Genomic DNA, 16726 nt, shown 5'->3' with positions numbered 1-16726 from the left:
GCGGTTTTGCAGGGGGGCATTTCGTTACTGGAAGACAGCCCGCTGCGCCGCCTGCAGCGCATGGCGGCTGTCGTGGTGGCAGTCGTGCTTCTCGCGCTTGCGGTCTTTTCTGCCATTCCGGCGCAGCCCCAAGGCTCCGCACCTCCCGCCTCTGCCGATAATCGGGGCATCGGGGACGATGCGCTATACCGCCTGATCGCGGGGCGCGTGGCGTCGGGTGAAGGCTATTACGAAGCGGTCGTTGCCGAACACCGTGCCAACAACTATCCGCTCAAGCCCTTCTTCACCGTGCGTCAGCCCGCGCTGGCCTGGGCCTTTGCGCTGGTGGGCGAAAAGGGGTTGAAGATCATCCTTCTCGCGCTCTTCATCGGCTGCGCCGTCATGCTGCCCAAGGCCCTGGCGCGCACTTCGGGCGAGGGCATCGGGATATTGGCAATGGTGCTGGCCGTCGCGGTCGTCGCGGCGGGGCCGGGGGTGATGTTCCATGACTTGTGGGCAGGCGTGCTGCTGACGCTGGCGCTGGCCGTTCGCAAGCCCGACCGGATCTGGCTCTCGCTGCTTTGCGCGCTGGCGGCGCTGCTGATCCGCGAAACGGCGCTGCCGGCCGTGCTGCTATGGGCAGCGCTTGCGCTGGTCATGCGGCGCTGGCGCGAACTGGCGGGCGTGGTCGCGGTGCTGGCGGTTTTCGCGGTGGCCCTGACGCTTCACGCCAATGCGGTCATGGCAGTGACCACGGCGGCCGATCCGGCCTCGCAAGGGTGGTCGGGCTTTGCAGGGCCGGCGCTGTTCGTGGCCGGTATTCGCCAGTCCACCGCACTCTATTTCCTGCCGCTCTGGCTGGCGGGGCCGGTGGTCGTGCTGGCGCTTTTCGGGTTTCTGGCGCGAGGGCAGGCGGCCGGCATCTACGCATTCCTCTGGCTGATCGGGCTGGCGGCGATGATCGCGCTCTTCGCCCGGCCCGAGAACTGGTACTGGGCGACGCTGGGCTTGCCGCTGACACTGGCGGGGCTTGCCTTCGTGCCGCGCGGGCTGGGCGATCTGGTCTCGGCCTTGCGGGGTCGGGGCGAAACGTCCATGGAATCGGCCTGATGGCCAAGAAAATACTCCTCATCGTCGGCGGCGGCATCGCGGCCTACAAAGCCTGCGAACTCGTGCGCCTGATCCGCAAGGACGGGGGCGAGGTGACTTGCGTGCTGACAGAGGGGGGCGCGAAGTTCGTGACCGCCATGACGCTCGCGGCCTTGAGCGAGAACGCGGTGCACACCACGCTCTGGGACCTGAAGAATGAGGCCGAGATGGGCCATATCCAGCTTAGCCGTGAGGCCGATCTCGTGGTTGTCTGCCCGGCGACTGCGGACCTTTTGGCGCGCATGGCGCAAGGCGTGGCCGACGACATGGCAACGACGCTTCTGCTCGCCACTGACAAGCCGGTCATGGCCGTCCCCGCGATGAACGTGAAGATGTGGGAGCATCCTGCAACCCGCCGCAACGTCGCGCGCCTGCGCGAAGACGGGGTGACGGTGATGGAGCCCGACGAAGGCGCGATGGCATGCGGCGAATACGGTCCGGGCCGCTTGCCGGAGCCCGAGGCGATCATGGCCGCGATCCGCAATTTCGGCAGCATCGATCCGCTTGCAGGCCAGCCCGACTTCGCCGGCGAAATGCACCGCGACCTTTACGGCAAGCACGTCCTCGTCACCGCGGGCCCGACGCATGAGCCGATCGATCCGGTCCGCTACATCGCCAACCGGTCCAGCGGGAAGCAGGGGTTTGCCATTGCCGCCGCCGCCGCCGCCGCAGGGGCACGGGTGACGCTGGTGGCGGGGCCGGTGAACCTGGAAACGCCGCAGGGGGTGGACCGGGTCGACGTCGAATCGGCGCGCGAGATGCTGGCCGCGGTCGAGGCTGCGCTGCCTGCCGATGTCGCCATCATGGTCGCTGCTGTTGCCGACTGGCGCGCAGCCGACGCGGCGGATCAGAAGATCAAGAAGGACGGATCGGGCGAAGTGCCACCGCTGGCGCTGGCTGAAAATCCCGACATCCTTGCCACGCTGGCGAAATCGCCGCAGCGCCCCGGCCTGCTGGTGGGCTTTGCCGCAGAGACCGAGAACGTCGTCGCCCACGCCTCTGCAAAGCGCGAGCGCAAGGACGCGGACTGGATCGTTGCCAACGACGTGTCGGGCGACGTCATGGGCGGCGATGCAAATACCGTTCACATCGTGACGAAAGCCGGCACGACCAGCCTTGAGACGATGCCCAAGGCCCGCGTCGCAGCCGCATTGATAGACAGGATTGCCGATGAAATCGCATGAACGTGTTCCCGTTCCGGTCAAGCGACTGGACGGCAATGACGACTTGCCGCTGCCCAGCTACGCCACCGAAGGCGCGGCGGGCATGGACGTGGTGTCGAACGAGGAGCGCATCCTGAACCCCGGGGACCGCGCGGCGGTGGCGACCGGCCTCGCGGTGGCGATTCCCGAGGGATATGAAATCCAGATCCGTCCGCGATCGGGCCTTGCGCTGAAACACGGGATTACGGTGCCCAATACGCCCGGAACGATCGATTCCGACTATCGCGGAGAATTGAAGGTCATCCTGATCAACCACGGGCTTGAGCCGTACAAGATCCGCCGTGGCGATCGTATTGCACAGGCAGTGCTGAGCCCGGTGGTCATGGCCAGCTGGCTCGAAGTCCACGAACTGGACAAGACCGTGCGCGGCGAGGGCGGCTTCGGGTCGACCGGCTTCGGCGAGGCAGAGGTCGAGCCGATCCGCAAGGACTGACCTTATCGATACAAACCAAAAAACCGGGCGCGCCCATCGAAGGGTGCGCCCGGCCTTTTTTGTTTCAGCCCTGATGCCAGGCGTCAGTCGACGACCTTCACCTTCTTCTCGCGGTCTTCCGGCGCGATCGAGATGCGCAACGTTTCGCCCGAGTGGCCGGGGAAATCGGTGAACATCGCGTCGACCAGGTTCGGCACGAGGTACTGCAGACGGTTCGAGCGCGAGACCGCTTCGGCCTTGCCTTCGAACAGGCGTTCGCCATCGGCGCGGCGTTCGATCTTCATGTCGATGCCGCTGGTGTAGATGGTGTAGCTACGCACGTCCGGACCGCTGTCGAAGAACGGATCGTACCAGCCGTAGCCCCATGCCGAGCGGCGATAGCTGAACGGGCGGTAGTAGCCGTAGCCACGATACCAAGGGTCATAGAACGGGTCGCGGCGCGCAAAACCGGTGGTGACCACCTTTTCGCGGCCATTGTCGACGCCATAGTCGAAACGGACCAGCAGGTCGGCGGCTTCGGGAGCTGCCTGCGTATAGCCGAGCTGCGACATTTCGGCCTCGACGTAGTCCGCATACTGAGCGAACTCGAGCCCGCCGGCGAGCGCCGGATCGTCGGCCACGACCGCGAAGGTCATGCCCTGAGGTGCCGGAAGCTGCGTCTGGAAACGCGAAACGTCGGCATTGAACGGGGTCGCGCACGCGGCAAGCCCGGCTACCAGCAGCGGTGCCGCGGCCAGCTTCAGCGCGCGCTTGGCGTTGAACTTCATCTCAATCCCTCCAAAAAAACTCGCGTGCAAAACGGCTTCGTACCGCACCCGATTCGGGCAGTGCATCGCATATCATGCACGCCTTATGGGCCTTTGGCCATGAACCGGGTTTGAATATTGCGCTTAACATTTGTGCTAAACGCAATGCTTCTGAAGGGCTTATCGCGTGGCCGCAGTCAAAAGGTGTATCAGCGCAGCAGACCGAGCGCGTCGTAAGTCTTCGACAGCGTGCCCGCCGCCGCATCGCGCGCCTTGGCAGCGCCGGTGGCAAGCTGGCGGTCAAGTTCGGGCGTGTCCTGCTTCAACTCGTTGAAACGCTCGGAAATGGGGCGCAGCGTGTCGACCAGCAGTTCGCCCAGCGCGGGCTTGAACTGGCCGAACCCTTCGCCGCCATGGTCGCGCAGCACTTCGGCCACTGACTGGCCCGACAGGGCGCCGTAGATCGAAACCAGGTTCTTGGCCTCGGCTCGGCCTTCCAGACCCGCTTCTTCGGACGGCAGCGGTTCGGGGTCGGTCTTGGCCTTCTTGATTTTCTTCATGACCGTGTCGGCATCGTCCGACAGGTTCACGCGGCTCATCTCAGACGGGTCCGACTTGCTCATCTTGGCGGTGCCGTCGCGCAAGGACATGATGCGCGCGGCCTCTGGCGGGATGAAGGGTTCGGGCAGGGTGAAGACGGGCGCGTCTTCATCACAGAAGTCGTTGTTGAACTTCTGCGCGATGTCGCGGGCCAGCTCGAGGTGCTGCTTCTGGTCGTCGCCCACGGGAACGTGGGTCGCCTGGTAGAGCAGGACGTCGGCCGCCTGCAGCACCGGATAAGTGAACAGCGCGACGCTGGCCCCTTCGCGGTTCTTGCCCGACTTGTCCTTGAACTGGGTCATGCGGTTCAGCCAGCCCATGCGGGCCGTGCCGTTAAGCAGCCATTGCAGTTCTGAATGGGCAGGGACCTGCGCCTGGTTGAACAGGACCGACTTTGTCGTATCGACCCCGCAGGCCAGCAACGCGGCGGCCATCTCGCGGGTATTCGCGGTCAGCTCCGCCGGGGTGTGCGGCATCGAGATCGCGTGAAGGTCGGCAAGGAAGAAGAAACACTCGCCGCCCGTATCGGCCACTTGGTCCTGCATCCGCACCCAGTTGCGGATCGCGCCGAGGTAGTTGCCGAGGTGCAGGTTGCCGGTGGGCTGGATGCCCGAAACGATGCGCATTTCTCTCTCTTCTTATTCCGAAAGGTTTACCGGCTGGGCCGGACGCTTGCGCCGTAGCTGCGCGACAAGGTCCTTGTCGAGGGCGCCGAGGACCCATGCTGCGACGAAGAACGTGATCAGCCCCGCGCCGACCAGCACGCCCAGCGACCAGATCCTTTCGATCACGTTGCCGCCATAACGGTCCGCCATCAACGGGACGAGCCAGTAGAGCACGCCGCCCATCGCTGCGGAGGCCAGGATCTGACGCGCGATTCGTCCCGCCAATTTGCCGGTAAAGTGGAACCACCCGCGCATCTGGAGCAATGCGTAGAGCACGATCATGTTGAGCGTTGCGGTAAATGCCGTCGCCCCTGCCAGTCCGACGATGCCGTAACGCGGCACGACGTAGAAATTGATCGCGATGTTGATCGCCAGCACCGTGGCGGCGACATAGACCGGCGTGCGGGTATCCTCGCGGCTGAAGAAGGCGGGCTGGAACACCTTGACCAGCACGTAGGCCGGCAGGCCCATGACCAGCGCGATGACGATATTGCCCATGACGAGCCCGTCCTCCGGCGTCATCTTTCCGCCGACGAAGAACGCCGTGGTGAAGGCCGGCGCGCAGATGGCAAGCGCCACGGCAGCGGGCAGGGTCAGCAGCGTACCGACTTCGACCGCGTTCGCCTGAAGCCGCTGCGCCTCGCGCTTGTCGCCCGTCTGGATATGGCGGGCCAGCATCGGCAGGATCGCGGTGCCAAGGGCGATGCCGACGATGCCCAGCGGCATCTGGTTCAGCCTGTCGGCCAGCTTCAGCAGCGTGAGCGAGCCCTGCGGCAGCGTGGTGGCGAAGAACGTGTCGACGAACTGGCTGATCTGGTAGACGCCCGCGCCGAAAGTGGCCGGAAGGATCAGCATGCCCAGCCGCTTGATTTCGGGCGTGATCTTCGGCGTCGTGATGCGTAGCCGCACCCCTTCGCGCCGGGTCGCCCACCACATGTAGGCCAGCTGCGCCATGCCCGCGACGGGGACCGATATGGCCAGCGCCGTCGCAATATCGGCATCGCTGCCGCCGTGGTGCCCGATCCAGTATCCCGCGCCCAGTCCGCTGATCAGCACGATGTTGAGCAGGACCGGTACGAAGGCGCCCGGCGCAAAGCGCGAGCGGGCATTGAGCAGGCCCGACAGCATGGCGACAAGGCTGACGAGGCCGAGATAGGGGAACGTGATGCGCGACAGCATCACCGACAGTTCGAACTTGCCCGGTACTTCGCGGTATTCGCCCGCCAGAAGCCAGACGATACCCGGCATCGCGATCATCGCGATCGCGGAAAAGCCGAGCAGGACCCAGACGAAGATCGCCAGCACGTCCTGCGCGAAGTGGTTTGCGCCTTCTTCCCCCGCTTCGCCGTCGTGCAGGCGGCGCGAATACATCGGCACGAAGGCTACGGAAAACGCGCCCTCTGCGAACAGCCGGCGGAAAGTGTTGGGCAGGATGAAGGCCAGCTGGAACGCGTCGGCGGCCAGTCCGGCGCCAAGGACGCGGGCCAGCAGCATGTCCCGCGCAAAGCCGAAAACACGGCTGAGCGCGGTAAGGCCACCAATGGTGCCGACGTTTCTGACGAGGCTCATGCGACCAGCCGCGCCGTCAGTCGTTTGACGCTCAGGCCTCGCCCATGGGGGCGGCGGGGTTTTCGCCCTGTGCCTGGCGCTGCTGGAGCTGCTGGAAGTAGATGCCCTGGAAATCGATGGGATCGAGCAGCATCGGCGGGAAGCCTGCATCGCGGACCGCGTCGGCGACAATGCGGCGCGCGAACGGGAAGATGATGCGGGGCGCTTCGGCGTAAAGGAACATGTGGCCCTGTTCGGCCGGGACGTTTCGCATGCCGATCAACCCGCCATAGGCGAGATCGACGATGTAGAGCGTGCCCTGTTCGGCCTTGGCCGTAACGGTGATCTTGAGGATGACCTCGTGGACTTCGCCTTCGACCGGGGTCGAGTTGATGTTGAACTGCACGTCGACGTTCGGCTGACCCGGAAACTGGTACGACTTTGGCGCGTTCGGATTCTCGACCGAGAGATCTTTGATATACTGCGAGATAAGGCCGATCGCGGGCTGGTTGTCCGCACCGTTGGGCTGGTTCGCGTCGGCGTTGCCGCCAAGATCGGTGATGATATTGCCTTCGTCGGCCATGATGTCTTTCGCTTTATGAAACAGGAAACGGTGCGAGCCGCGGGTGTCGAGGGCATGTTGATCCCGCCCGCGCATGACGGCGGCGAGTAGCACCGGCGCGCGCGCCTCGCAACCGGCCACGCAGTGCAAAAAGGGTAACGACCGGCGGGATACCGAGGGCCATTCGACGGTTGTCGAATTGTGTTTCCTTCCTATTTGGGGCAGGTTCACACTTTATCGCCATAATGGCGTCACACGCACGAAATCGGGACGGGTCCCAGTGATTATTGAAATCGTCATCCTCGCCATGATCGCCGCCTTTCTGGGCTTGCGCCTCTATTCGGTGCTGGGCCGGCGCGCCGAACACGAGGAAGAAACGCTGATGGGGCACATGCCCCGCGCCGCCGAACCGCGTCAGCCCGCGCAGGCCGAACGCACCGGCGAACAGGCTCCTGCCCGCACCGCCGAAGGCGCGCCCGCGCTCGACCGCGTGCTGATCGGCGTTCCCGTCGGCGCGCACCGCGCCGTGCGTGAAATCGCCGCTGCCGACCGCCGCTTCACCCCGATGGCCTTCATCGAGGGTGCGAAGGCTGCCTACGGCATGATTCTCGAGGCATTCTGGAAGGGCGACAAGGAAACCCTGAACCAGCTTTGCGACGACGATGTCTATGCCAGCTTTGCCGCTGCCATCGACGCGCGCGACGAAGCGGGTGAAGTGGTCGAAAACCGCCTGATCCGCATCAACGAGGCCGAGATCACCAGCGCCGATTTCGATTCGCCTATGGCGCGCATCACCGTCCGTTTCGCTGCCGACATTGCGGCAATGACGAAAGACAAGGATGGCAACATGATCGCAGGTTCGCTCGACGATGCGATCGAAAGCCACGACGTCTGGACTTTCAGCCGCAAGGTCACCGCGATGCGACCCGACTGGCTGCTCGACGAAACCGACGAAGGCTGATCCCGTCATCATGGTGAAGTGGGCGCGCCGGATCGCGATCCTTTCCGGCGTGGCCGCTCTTGCCGCCTGCGCCGCCCCTCCGCCTGAGGAAGCGCCGCCGCCACCTGAACCCACGAACGCGGTCGAGGCGGGTCTGACGCCCGGTCCTGCCATATCCACCCTGCCGCTGACGCGTGAGGACGCGGAAGCCGCGCGGCTGTCCTTTGTCGAATCCTGCCCGAAGCTGCTGGCCCGTAACGATAACAGCGGGATCGAGGCTTACTGGACGCCTGCCTGCGAAGCCGCGCGCAAGTGGGGCGGCGATCCGGCAGGCTTTTTTGCCGTCTATTTCGAAACGGCACGGATCGGAACAGGCGAGGCATTTCTGACCGGCTATTTCGAACCGCAGATCGCGGGCGTTCGCGAAAAGCGCGAAGGCTATAACGTCGCGGTCTACGGAATGCCGAGCGACCTGATCCGTGATCCTGAATATACCGGCGAAGGCCGCGGTCCGCAGGGCCGCGTGGACGAGGATGGCGCGTTCGTGCCCTATTACGAGCGGGCCGAGATCATCGCCGGCGCTTTAGACGGCAAGGCGCCCGTCATCGGCTGGGCCAAGGATCCGGTCGATTTCTTTTTTCTGCAGATACAGGGCTCGGGCCAGCTGATCGGGCCTGACGGCGACGTGCTGCGCATCGGTTACGCTGGCCAGAACGGGCGCGAATATGTCGCCATCGGGCGCACCTTGCGCGAACGCGGCGTCTTCGCGCCGGGCGAGGCGACGATGCAGGGGATCGTCGACTGGCTCCACGCCAATCCGGACGAGGCCGACGAGGTCATGAACGACAACAAGTCGTGGGTCTTCTTCAAGGAACTGACTGGCGATGGACCGCTTGGCGCGCTGGGCGTGCCGGTGCGCGGCCATGCCAGCGTCGCCGCCGATCCGAAGTTCATTCCGCTGGGTGCTCCGGTCTTCATCGATGCCGCCGAGGACGTGGCCGACGGATTGTGGATCGCGCAGGACACCGGCGGCGCGATCAAGGGCGCGAACCGGTTCGACACGTTCTGGGGCGCCGGGGCCGAGGCGAAGACGATCGCCGGCGGCATGAGCAGCGATGCCAGCGCGCTGGTCTTCCTGCCGAAGGGAACGCTGGCGCGTCTGACGCAATGAAAGCGCCGCACCCCCGCACGCCCGAAGGGTTGAGTGACGAGGAAGCCGCGCTCTGGGCCAAGGTCGCCGCGACCGTCACGCCTTTCAAGGAACGAATGACACGGCCCGCACCCGTGCCTGCCAAGCCCGTTCCTGTTACCGTCACACCACCGAAAAAGGTGAAGGGCCGCGTGCCCGCGCCGCGTCCGGCTCCGCCGCCGCCACCGCCCGCACCTGCGCCGGCTCCGGGGCTCGATTCACACTGGGACCGGAAGCTGACCGGACGGATGCTTCAGCCCGATTTCACGCTCGACCTGCATGGCCACACGCTGGACCAGGCGCACCGGCGGCTCGACATGGGGCTGGCGCAGGCCAAGGCCATGGGCGCGCGGGTCGTGCTGTTGGTCACTGGCAGGCCGCGTCCGGTGGAGGCAGCAGACAGGGGCGAGCGGCGCGGGGCGATCCGGGCCAAGATCCTCGACTGGCTGGCGGCTGGCCCGCACGGCTCAGACATCGCGGCGGTGCGCAACGCGCAGCGGCGGCATGGCGGGGAAGGCGCGCTATACCTCGTCCTGCGTAGGTCGCGGCAGGAGCGGATTTAGCGTCGCGCCTTGGCGATACCGACGAACACCGCGCCGACGACCAGGAATATCGCGGCAAGCGCAAGGACATTCACACCCAGCATCGGCCAGCCGATCTGCGCCACGTCCAGAAACGGATAAGGGTATTCGCCCGTCACCGCCCCGCGCACCAAGGCATAAGCGGTATAGGCGACGGGCCACGGCAGAACCCAGGCCAGATCGCGCCACACGATACCCGGCGTGCCCCCGAACGCGATCCACCACAGGACGGTCATCGCGGGGATCACGGTATGAAACCCCTGATTGGTCACGGCACCAAGCCCGCTGAAGGTTTGCAGGTTTGCCAGGACCGCGTGGAACACCATGGCGACCATCGCGATGGCCGTGACCAGCGCGAGCATCAACCGGTGCCCCGGCACGCGGCCCAGCGCCATGCGCGCCATGACGATCACCACGGCGCCATTGGTCAGGATCGTGAAGTACCGCGACAGTGCGGTGAAAGCGCCGATCAGCGATCCGTTGTTTTCGGCACTCAGCACGATCTGCAACGCGAATGTGGCAATGCCGATAACGGCAATGGTACCAGCCGAAATTCGGGCTGCGGGCGTGATGCGGTTCATGGGGTGCATGGTCTAACGCGCGGGCCGCAAATGAAAAGGGCGGGACCGGCCCGCGCCAATCCCGCCCCATATTGTCGCTTCGGAAGAGCGGTCAGGCGACCTGCGCCTCGTGCGTCGCTGCGGCCAGCGCGATCTCTTCGGCCGGTTCGGTACGGATCAGGTAGTCGAACGCGGAAAGCGCCGCCTTGGACCCTTCGCCCATGGCGATGACGATCTGCTTGTAGGGCACCGTCGTCGCATCGCCCGCGGCGAAAATGCCGGGGATGTTGGTTGCCGCGCGGCCGTCGATCACGATCTCGCCGTGCTTCGACAGTTCGATGCCGCTGTCCTTCAGCCATTCGGTGTTCGGGACAAGGCCGATCTGGACGAAGACGCCTTCAAGCTCGACGTGATGCTCCTCGCCGCTCTCGCGGTTCTTGTAGGTGAGGCCGTTGACCTTTGAACCGTCACCCGTGATCTCGGTCGTCTGGGCCGAGACGTGGATGTCGACGTTCTTGAACGAGCGCAGCTTGTCCTGCAGCACCTGGTCTGCGCGCAGCTGGCTGTCGAATTCGATCAGGGTGACGTGACCGACGATGTTGGCAAGGTCGATCGCCGCCTCGACGCCGGAATTGCCGCCGCCGATCACCGCGACGCGCTTGCCCTTGAACAGCGGGCCGTCGCAGTGCGGGCAATAGGCAACGCCCTTGGTCTGGTACTCGGCCTCTCCGGGCACGCCCAGCGAACGCCAGCGCGCGCCGGTGGACAGGACGAGGCTGCGTGCCTTCAGCGTGCCGCCGTTCTCGAACTCGACCGTGTGGTAGCCGCCGGGCTTGGCCGCCGGGATCAGCTTGCTGGCACGCACCGGCTTCACGACGTCGATGTCGTATTCGCCGATATGCGCTTCCATCTGCGCGGAAAGCTTCGGGCCTTCGGTATAGACGGTGGCAATGAAGTTCTCGATCCCCATTGTGTCGAGCACCTGCCCGCCGATTCGGTCGGCGGCGATGCCGGTGCGAAAGCCCTTGCGCGCCATGTAGATCGACGCTGCCGAACCAGCGGGGCCGCCACCGACGACGAGCGCCTCGAAAGGCGCCATATCCTTCATCTCGTCGGCGATGCGGTCGGCGGCACCGGTGTCGACCTTGGCGAGGATATCTTCCAGCCCCATGCGACCGCTGGCCCACATCGCGCCTTCCTTGAAGACGGCGGGGACGGCCATGACGCCGCGTTCCTCAACCTCGTCCTTGAACGTGCCGCCCTCGATCAGGGTCGCGGACACGCCCTTGTTGAACAGGCTGAGCAGGGTCAGCGCCTGAACGACGTCGGGGCAGTTGTGGCAGGAAAGCGAGAAATACATCTCGAAGTCGTGCGTGCCGGACAGGGCCTTGGCCTGTTCGACCAGCTTCTCGTCAACCTTGGGCGGGTGTCCGCCTGCCCACAACAGGGCAAGGACGAGCGAGGTGAATTCATGGCCCAGCGGAACGCCTGCGAAAGTCACGGCGACGTCGTGGTCACCGGCGCGGCGGATGATGAAGCTGGGCTTGCGGGCGTTGTCGCCGTCGAACGTGGCCGTGACCTTGTCCGACATGTCGGCGATCATGGTCAGCAGTTCGCGGGTTTCGTCCGACTTCGGCCCGTCGCCAAGCGAGGCGACGAGCTCGATCGGCTCGCGCAGCATGCCGAGATACTGCTGCAGCTGCTGCTTCAGGTTGGCGTCGAGCATGATAAATCTCCTGGATTATGAACGCAAAACGGCCCGGAGCTCCGGAAAAGGTGCCCCGGGCCGCATGCAGGTCGGATGCCCCGGATAGGGGGGGGAGGGTGGGGCGATCCGACCCTAATTCGATGCGATCAGCTTAGATCTTGCCGACGAGGTCCAGCGACGGGGCAAGCGTGTCGCTGCCTTCTTCCCACTTGGCCGGGCAGACCTGGCCGGGGTTTTCGCGGACGTACTGTGCGGCGCGGATCTTGCGGACCAGTTCGTTGGCATTGCGGCCGACGCCTTCGCAGGTCTGTTCCATCAGCTGGATGACGCCATCGGGATCGACGACGAAGGTCGCACGGTCGGCAAGACCCATTTCCTCACGCAGGACGTCGAAGTTCTTCGACAGCGTGTGGAGCTGGTCGCCAAGGAAGGCGTACTTTATCTTGTTGATCTTGTCCGAAGTGTCGTGCCAGGCCTTGTGGCTGAAGTGCGTGTCGGTCGAAACGCCGAACACTTCGACACCCATCTTCTGGAGCATGTCGTAATGCTCACCCAGGTCTTCGAGCTCGGTCGGGCAGACGAAGGTAAAGTCGGCGGGATAGAAGAAGAAAACCGCCCACTTGCCTTCGATGTCCTTTTCGGTGACGTCGAAGAAGTCCTTGCCGGCCTGGAATGCGGTGGCCTTGAACGGCTTGATCTGGCTGCCGATGATACCCATTGCGTTATACTCCTGTACGCGTGAATTCGTTGACGCAACCCAGATAGGTTGCGCCGCAGCAAATCCCAAACGACAAAAGCCGAACAGTTTGATCGATTAAATCAATCAGGCCGAACTGATCGATTTTTGCGATGAATCAATGTGTTTGCGGGAACAGTCGGATTCACGGGTCGAATATGCCCCGATTCTCCGCGCGGCGGTCAGCCGCCGGTTTGTGCGCGGTGCAGCATGAAATGGTCCGCCAGCACCAGCGCCATCATCGCCTCGACCACCGGAACGCCGCGAATACCGACGCAGGGATCATGGCGGCCCTTGGTGATGATCTCGCTTTCCTCGCCGTCACGCGTGATGGTGGGCACGGGGATGAGGATCGAACTGGTCGGTTTGAAGGCGACGCGCACACGCACCGGCTGTCCGGTGGAGATGCCGCCCGCGATGCCGCCTGCATGGTTCGACGCGAAGTCTGGGCCGCTTGCGCCGGGGCTCATCGCGTCGGCGTTCTGTTCACCGCGCAGCGCGGCCGCACCGAAACCGTCGCCGATCTCGACGCCCTTGGTGGCGTTGATGCCCATCATCGCGGCGGCAAGGTCTGCATCCAGCTTGGCATAGATCGGCGCGCCCCAGCCTGCCGGAACGCCTGTCGCTTCGCAGGTCACGACCGCGCCCAGCGAGGAACCTGCCTTGCGTGCCTCGTCAACCATCGCTTCCCAGCGCCTGGCGGCGTCCGCATCGGGGCAGAAGAAGGGGTTCTGGCCGATCTGGTCCGCGTCGAAGTTGCCCTCGTCGATCTCGTCCCCGCCGATCGCGCTGACCCAGCCGCGGATCTGCACGCCGGAGATGATCTTGCGGGCCACGGCACCGGCGGCAACGCGCGCCGCGGTCTCGCGGGCCGAAGAACGTCCGCCGCCGCGATAGTCGCGAAAACCGTACTTGGCGTCATAGGCATAGTCGGCATGGCCGGGGCGATAGGCCTTGGCAACGTCGGAATAGTCCTTCGAACGTTGATCGGTATTCTCGATCATCAGGCTGATCGGCGTGCCGGTCGTCCGGCCTTCGAACACGCCCGACAGGATCTTCACTTCGTCCGGTTCGCGGCGCTGCGTGGTGAAGCGGCTGGTTCCGGGCTTGCGCGCGTCGAGGAAGGGCTGAATGTCGGCTTCTGTCAGGTCGATCTGCGGCGGGCACCCGTCAAGCACGGCGCCCAGCGCGGGTCCGTGGCTTTCGCCCCAGGTTGTGAACCGCAGCACGCGGCCGAACGTATTGAAGCTCATGTCTCAAGCGCCTTTCGCGCGCCTCTTTGGCGGATTGCGCGCAAATGTCCAGTTGCTAGAGGGGGAAGGCAATCCGCACTTCGATCAGGACTGGACCTTAAGGCATGAGCGTGACCCTCTACGGCATTCCCATTTGCGACACCGTGAAGAAGGCGCGCAAGTGGCTTGAGGCGCGGGGCACCGACAATGCCTTTCACGACTACAAGAAAGAGGGCGTGCCGGAAGATCGTCTGCGCGAGTGGGTAGCGCAAGAAGGCTGGGAAGTGCTTTTGAATAAACGCGGCACGACGTTCCGCAAGCTTTCAGATGCCGACAAGGCGGACATCGATGCGGACAAGGCGATCGCGCTGATGATCGAACATCCCTCGATGATCAAGCGCCCGGTGGTCGAGCATGACGGCGGCCTGCTCGTCGGGTTCGATCCCGATACGTGGGACAATTCGATACAATAAAATCGCCGGCCCAGTTCTTGCGAATTGTTCGCAAGAAAACCATCTGTCGCTCATGAACGATACGAAAAAACCCGCTGGCGGCCCGCCGCGCCGTCCCGCCCCGCAGCCCTTTACTGTCCTTGCCAAGGCCCGCGTCACGCCGAACATGATCCGTGTGACCTTGGGCGGCGAAGGCATGGCGACGCTGCGCCCGCAGGCCGAAGGCGGCTATTTCAAGATGCGCTTCGGCGACGAAGGCGGCGGCAAGCCTCCGGTCCGGTCCTACACGATCCGCAGGCAGGACGCGGCCTCGGTCGATGTCGATTTCGTCGTCCACGGCGAGGGTGGTCATGCCGGACCTGCAGTCGAATGGGCGCTGGCGGCCGAGGCTGGTCAGCCGATCATGGCCGGGGGGCCGGGGCCTGCAAAGACATTGCCCGAAGGCATGGACCGTTACCTGATCGCAGGCGACATGACCGCGCTTCCCGCGATCTCTGTGAACCTCGAGCGCTTGCCCGCCGATGCGAAGGGCGTGGCCGTGATCGAGATTCAGTCAGAGGATGACAGACAGGACATCGCCCATCCCGACGGCGTCGAACTGGTCTGGCTGGTCAACGCGCAGCCGGGCACCCAGTCCGATCTTCTCGCCAATGCCCTGCGTAAGGCCGGACGCGGTGAGGGCGAGGTCTATGGCTGGGCCGCTGCCGAGTTCGGATCGATGCAGGCCTTGCGCGCCTATCTTCGCGACGAATGCGGGCTGGACCGCGATCACCTCTACGTCTCCAGTTACTGGAAATATGGCGAGGACGACGACGGACACCGTCAGGCCAAGCAGGCCGACGGGGTGCTTGCGGGCTGACTTTATCCTTTCCCCGGATGGACTTGCTGCCTAAAGTTGGATGCAGGGATCAATCCGGGAGAGTTACCTGATGAAGACCGTTTTCAGCGCCGTGTCGGCGCTTGCCCTTGTTGCAAATGCCACGCCCGCCGCCGCGCAGGATGCGCCCGCTTCGCGTGTGGAGGCCGCGCAAGCCACTGTCGACTACCTGTTTCCCGAAGGCACCTACGAAAAGATGATGCGCGGGACGATGGAGCAGATGACCGGGCAGATGATGGAGTCCATGATGGACATCCCCATGCGTAGGCTCGTGGCGCAGATGGACCTGCCCGAAGACAAGGTCGCCGACCTTGGCGAGGCGACCATGCGTGAGATGATGGAGGTGCTGGACCCGCATTTCATCGAACGGATGCAGCTGACCAATTCGGTCATGATGGATGGCATGGTCGATGTCATGACGACCATGGAACCGGCGATGCGCGAAGGTCTGGCCGAGGCTTATGCCGACAAGTTCACCGCGGCCGAGCTTAACGAGATGACCGCCTTCTTCGCCACGCCCACCGGCACCAAGTATGCCGAAAATGCGATGATGATCTTCATGGACCCGAAGATGATGGCCAAGATGCAGGAATCGATGCCAAAGATCATGGAGGCCATGCCCGGCCTGATCGGCAAGGCAAAGGAAGCGACCGCACACCTGCCGCCCCCGCGCAAGCCCGAGGACCTGACCGAGGAAGAGCGCGAGCGTATCGAGACTCTCGCTACGGGCGATTGATATTTGCGCCATGGGACAAGCCGGCATTCAGATCATCGTCTGGCGGAAGCGAAGCTGACCGCAGGTCCAAATTGTGATCTTCCGTGATCCGGAGCGCAGCGACCTTTCGGGTCGAGAGCACCGGAAGTGCGGAGGATCGCGATTTGCAGTCGGCCAAGGCTGAATGCCGGTCCGTCCTAGCGGAGGTCGAACTTCCAGTTCTGCACCATGTGCCGCGGGTGCAGCTTCGCGTTGAGGCACCTGAGGTGGCAATAGAGCCCCTGCTCGCCGAACAGCCCGTTGCGGTCGGTGTAGTCGCGAAAGCCGAGATAGAACATGTCGCCCTCGGTCATGCCCTCGTCGCAGAAAACGCATGGCATGATCGGGCCGGCCTGCTTCTCGACTTCCTCTTTTGTCGGGCGATCCCAGCTCATGTCGGGATTGAGCCGATCGACCAGGCCGGTGATCGCGCGGCCGAATTTTTCCGACCCTTCTTCGTCTTCGGCCCAGAGGTCGAGCAGTTCGGACTTGCTCATCACCCGCGAAACGCAGCCGCGTGCCATCTCGATCAGTTCGCCTGACGGTTCCTTGCCCTGCAGTTTTTCGAGCAGGTCCTCGGGCACGTCGTCCGCCACCCGTCCCATCATCGCGGCAACCGCTTCGGCGGCGGCGATGACGCGGCTGGCATCGTCGGCATCGAGATCGGTTGCCCCGTCGAACGGCGGCAGGCCGGTGAAGACTTTCTCGATATCCTTGGCCGATTCCAGCTCGTCCGCCCAGTCAAGAGCGGTGTCGTTCTCGAAACTGCCTGCGCCCCATGCACCCATCTTC

General features: G+C 64.3%; 18 protein-coding genes. 9 read left to right on the top strand and 9 right to left on the bottom strand.

Features of this window, described 5'->3' with window-relative positions; genetic code table 11:
• Nucleotides 1-6 precede the first annotated feature (6 nt).
• The 3 genes from A9D15_RS07050 to dut are packed head-to-tail and all read left to right on the top strand — an operon-like array spanning nucleotide 7 to nucleotide 2784.
• On the top strand, nucleotides 7-1089 hold the full coding sequence (locus A9D15_RS07050) for a hypothetical protein (protein ID WP_066763388.1): 1083 nt from the start codon (nucleotides 7-9) through the stop codon (nucleotides 1087-1089).
• Complete coding sequence (coaBC, locus tag A9D15_RS07045) at nucleotides 1089-2312, top strand: bifunctional phosphopantothenoylcysteine decarboxylase/phosphopantothenate--cysteine ligase CoaBC (RefSeq protein ID WP_373283482.1); 1224 nt, start codon at nucleotides 1089-1091, stop codon at nucleotides 2310-2312. The genes A9D15_RS07050 and coaBC overlap by 1 nt, the downstream gene beginning before the upstream one ends.
• Nucleotides 2299-2784, top strand: a complete 486-nt coding sequence (gene dut, locus A9D15_RS07040; RefSeq protein ID WP_066763387.1) for a dUTP diphosphatase — start codon at nucleotides 2299-2301, stop codon at nucleotides 2782-2784. The genes coaBC and dut overlap by 14 nt, the downstream gene beginning before the upstream one ends.
• A gap of 83 nt (nucleotides 2785-2867) precedes the next feature.
• Here the strand turns inward: dut and A9D15_RS07035 are convergent, their stop codons facing one another.
• The 4 genes from A9D15_RS07035 to secB form a co-directional block, all read right to left on the bottom strand.
• Nucleotides 2868-3551, bottom strand: coding sequence for a DUF4136 domain-containing protein (locus A9D15_RS07035; RefSeq protein ID WP_066763385.1), 684 nt, complete (start codon nucleotides 3549-3551; stop codon nucleotides 2868-2870).
• Nucleotides 3552-3739: 188 nt separating this feature from the next.
• Entirely contained in the window at nucleotides 3740-4756 is a 1017-nt protein-coding gene (trpS, locus tag A9D15_RS07030; protein ID WP_066763383.1) for a tryptophan--tRNA ligase, read from the bottom strand.
• A 12-nt stretch (nucleotides 4757-4768) separates the two neighbouring features.
• Nucleotides 4769-6364, bottom strand: a complete 1596-nt coding sequence (gene murJ, locus A9D15_RS07025) for a murein biosynthesis integral membrane protein MurJ (protein ID WP_066763381.1) — start codon at nucleotides 6362-6364, stop codon at nucleotides 4769-4771.
• A gap of 31 nt (nucleotides 6365-6395) precedes the next feature.
• Nucleotides 6396-6926 (bottom strand): protein-export chaperone SecB, encoded by a 531-nt coding sequence (secB, locus tag A9D15_RS07020; RefSeq protein WP_066763574.1) that lies wholly within the window; start codon nucleotides 6924-6926, stop codon nucleotides 6396-6398.
• A gap of 259 nt (nucleotides 6927-7185) precedes the next feature.
• Between secB and A9D15_RS07015 the strand changes: the two genes are divergently transcribed.
• The 3 genes from A9D15_RS07015 to A9D15_RS07005 are packed head-to-tail and all read left to right on the top strand — an operon-like array spanning nucleotide 7186 to nucleotide 9597.
• Nucleotides 7186-7866, top strand: coding sequence for a Tim44/TimA family putative adaptor protein (locus tag A9D15_RS07015; RefSeq protein ID WP_066763379.1), 681 nt, complete (start codon nucleotides 7186-7188; stop codon nucleotides 7864-7866).
• Nucleotides 7867-7876: 10 nt separating this feature from the next.
• On the top strand, nucleotides 7877-9016 hold the full coding sequence (gene mltA, locus A9D15_RS07010) for a murein transglycosylase A (protein ID WP_066763378.1): 1140 nt from the start codon (nucleotides 7877-7879) through the stop codon (nucleotides 9014-9016).
• Nucleotides 9013-9597, top strand: a complete 585-nt coding sequence (locus A9D15_RS07005; protein WP_066763376.1) for a Smr/MutS family protein — start codon at nucleotides 9013-9015, stop codon at nucleotides 9595-9597. Before mltA ends, A9D15_RS07005 begins: the two co-directional genes overlap by 4 nt.
• Here the strand turns inward: A9D15_RS07005 and A9D15_RS07000 are convergent.
• The 4 genes from A9D15_RS07000 to aroC all read right to left on the bottom strand — a co-directional run bounded on the left by A9D15_RS07000 (nucleotide 9594) and on the right by aroC (nucleotide 13872).
• Nucleotides 9594-10196 carry a Pr6Pr family membrane protein gene (locus A9D15_RS07000; RefSeq protein WP_066763374.1) on the bottom strand — a complete coding sequence of 201 codons (603 nt, stop codon included), beginning with the start codon at nucleotides 10194-10196 and terminating at the stop codon, nucleotides 9594-9596. The genes A9D15_RS07005 and A9D15_RS07000 overlap by 4 nt on opposite strands.
• 91 nt (nucleotides 10197-10287) lie before the next feature.
• Nucleotides 10288-11901 carry an alkyl hydroperoxide reductase subunit F gene (ahpF, locus tag A9D15_RS06995; protein ID WP_066763373.1) on the bottom strand — a complete coding sequence of 538 codons (1614 nt, stop codon included), beginning with the start codon at nucleotides 11899-11901 and terminating at the stop codon, nucleotides 10288-10290.
• Nucleotides 11902-12034: 133 nt separating this feature from the next.
• Entirely contained in the window at nucleotides 12035-12601 is a 567-nt protein-coding gene (gene ahpC, locus A9D15_RS06990) for an alkyl hydroperoxide reductase subunit C (protein WP_066763372.1), read from the bottom strand.
• Nucleotides 12602-12801: 200 nt separating this feature from the next.
• On the bottom strand, nucleotides 12802-13872 hold the full coding sequence (gene aroC, locus A9D15_RS06985; RefSeq protein ID WP_066763371.1) for a chorismate synthase: 1071 nt from the start codon (nucleotides 13870-13872) through the stop codon (nucleotides 12802-12804).
• Between the two features lie 104 nt (nucleotides 13873-13976).
• On the opposite strand from aroC, the gene A9D15_RS06980 reads away from it, so the two are divergent.
• The 3 genes from A9D15_RS06980 (at nucleotide 13977) to A9D15_RS06970 (ending at nucleotide 15916) form a co-directional block, all read left to right on the top strand.
• On the top strand, nucleotides 13977-14324 hold the full coding sequence (locus A9D15_RS06980; RefSeq protein ID WP_066763369.1) for an ArsC family reductase: 348 nt from the start codon (nucleotides 13977-13979) through the stop codon (nucleotides 14322-14324).
• A 52-nt stretch (nucleotides 14325-14376) separates the two neighbouring features.
• Entirely contained in the window at nucleotides 14377-15162 is a 786-nt protein-coding gene (locus A9D15_RS06975) for a siderophore-interacting protein (protein WP_066763368.1), read from the top strand.
• Nucleotides 15163-15232: 70 nt separating this feature from the next.
• Nucleotides 15233-15916: a DUF2059 domain-containing protein gene (locus A9D15_RS06970; protein ID WP_066763572.1), complete on the top strand. Its 684-nt coding sequence runs from the start codon at nucleotides 15233-15235 to the stop codon at nucleotides 15914-15916.
• Nucleotides 15917-16092: 176 nt separating this feature from the next.
• Here the strand turns inward: A9D15_RS06970 and A9D15_RS06965 are convergent, their stop codons facing one another.
• The gene (locus tag A9D15_RS06965) at nucleotides 16093-16722 is read right to left on the bottom strand and encodes a DUF4259 domain-containing protein (RefSeq protein WP_066763366.1); all 630 of its coding nucleotides are present in this window, start codon (nucleotides 16720-16722) and stop codon (nucleotides 16093-16095) included.
• Between the last annotated feature and the right edge of the window lie 4 nt (nucleotides 16723-16726).

The organism is Croceicoccus pelagius (genome assembly GCF_001661915.1).
Lineage (GTDB): Bacteria > Pseudomonadota > Alphaproteobacteria > Sphingomonadales > Sphingomonadaceae > Croceicoccus > Croceicoccus pelagius.
This window is presented reverse-complemented; position numbering and strand designations above follow the sequence as displayed.

What these genes read in the sequence shown, in the direction of transcription:
- coaBC (WP_373283482.1), top strand. Translation starts at nt 1,089, where the DNA reads ATGGCCAAGAAAATACTCCTCATCGTCGGCGGCGGCATCGCGGCCTAC.
- dut (WP_066763387.1), top strand. Translation starts at nt 2,299, where the DNA reads ATGAAATCGCATGAACGTGTTCCCGTTCCGGTCAAGCGACTGGACGGC.
- A9D15_RS07035 (WP_066763385.1), bottom strand. Translation starts at nt 3,551, where the DNA reads ATGAAGTTCAACGCCAAGCGCGCGCTGAAGCTGGCCGCGGCACCGCTG.
- trpS (WP_066763383.1), bottom strand. Translation starts at nt 4,756, where the DNA reads ATGCGCATCGTTTCGGGCATCCAGCCCACCGGCAACCTGCACCTCGGC.
- murJ (WP_066763381.1), bottom strand. Translation starts at nt 6,364, where the DNA reads ATGAGCCTCGTCAGAAACGTCGGCACCATTGGTGGCCTTACCGCGCTC.
- secB (WP_066763574.1), bottom strand. Translation starts at nt 6,926, where the DNA reads ATGGCCGACGAAGGCAATATCATCACCGATCTTGGCGGCAACGCCGAC.
- mltA (WP_066763378.1), top strand. Translation starts at nt 7,877, where the DNA reads ATGGTGAAGTGGGCGCGCCGGATCGCGATCCTTTCCGGCGTGGCCGCT.
- A9D15_RS07005 (WP_066763376.1), top strand. Translation starts at nt 9,013, where the DNA reads ATGAAAGCGCCGCACCCCCGCACGCCCGAAGGGTTGAGTGACGAGGAA.
- A9D15_RS07000 (WP_066763374.1), bottom strand. Translation starts at nt 10,196, where the DNA reads ATGAACCGCATCACGCCCGCAGCCCGAATTTCGGCTGGTACCATTGCC.
- ahpF (WP_066763373.1), bottom strand. Translation starts at nt 11,901, where the DNA reads ATGCTCGACGCCAACCTGAAGCAGCAGCTGCAGCAGTATCTCGGCATG.
- ahpC (WP_066763372.1), bottom strand. Translation starts at nt 12,601, where the DNA reads ATGGGTATCATCGGCAGCCAGATCAAGCCGTTCAAGGCCACCGCATTC.
- aroC (WP_066763371.1), bottom strand. Translation starts at nt 13,872, where the DNA reads ATGAGCTTCAATACGTTCGGCCGCGTGCTGCGGTTCACAACCTGGGGC.
- A9D15_RS06980 (WP_066763369.1), top strand. Translation starts at nt 13,977, where the DNA reads ATGAGCGTGACCCTCTACGGCATTCCCATTTGCGACACCGTGAAGAAG.
- A9D15_RS06975 (WP_066763368.1), top strand. Translation starts at nt 14,377, where the DNA reads ATGAACGATACGAAAAAACCCGCTGGCGGCCCGCCGCGCCGTCCCGCC.
- A9D15_RS06970 (WP_066763572.1), top strand. Translation starts at nt 15,233, where the DNA reads ATGAAGACCGTTTTCAGCGCCGTGTCGGCGCTTGCCCTTGTTGCAAAT.
- A9D15_RS06965 (WP_066763366.1), bottom strand. Translation starts at nt 16,722, where the DNA reads ATGGGTGCATGGGGCGCAGGCAGTTTCGAGAACGACACCGCTCTTGAC.